This is a genomic window from Erwinia sp. PME.40.26/001, from assembly GCF_055556675.1.
Genome location: NZ_JBVHNP010000249.1, coordinates 1 through 262, shown reverse-complemented (window position 1 = coordinate 262; position 262 = coordinate 1). Strand labels below are relative to the sequence as shown.

General features: G+C 73.7%; 1 protein-coding gene. It reads right to left on the bottom strand.

The annotated features are described in order from the left end of the window. Positions 1 to 262, bottom strand: a 262-nt coding sequence (locus ACZ3HG_RS24055) for an L-threonylcarbamoyladenylate synthase (protein ID WP_465334934.1), incomplete at both ends; no start/stop codon positions are given.

Below are 262 nucleotides of genomic sequence, written 5' to 3'. Positions count from 1 at the left end.
ACCGCCGCGGGCATGCCCGTGCGGTTGGCACTGGACACCGCGAGCGGCCCCGTCTCCTCGAGCAGTTCGAGCGTGAGGTTCTGCGCGGGCATGCGAACCGCGACGGTGCCGTGCGTGTCGCCGAGATCCCAGGACAGCGAGGGCTGTGCGGGGAGGACGATGGTCAGGCCGCCGGGCCAGAAAGCGTGGACGAGGTCGTCCACCGCGGGCGGGACTTCGGCGACGAGGGCGCGGAGCGTGCCGACGCCGGGCACGAGGACGG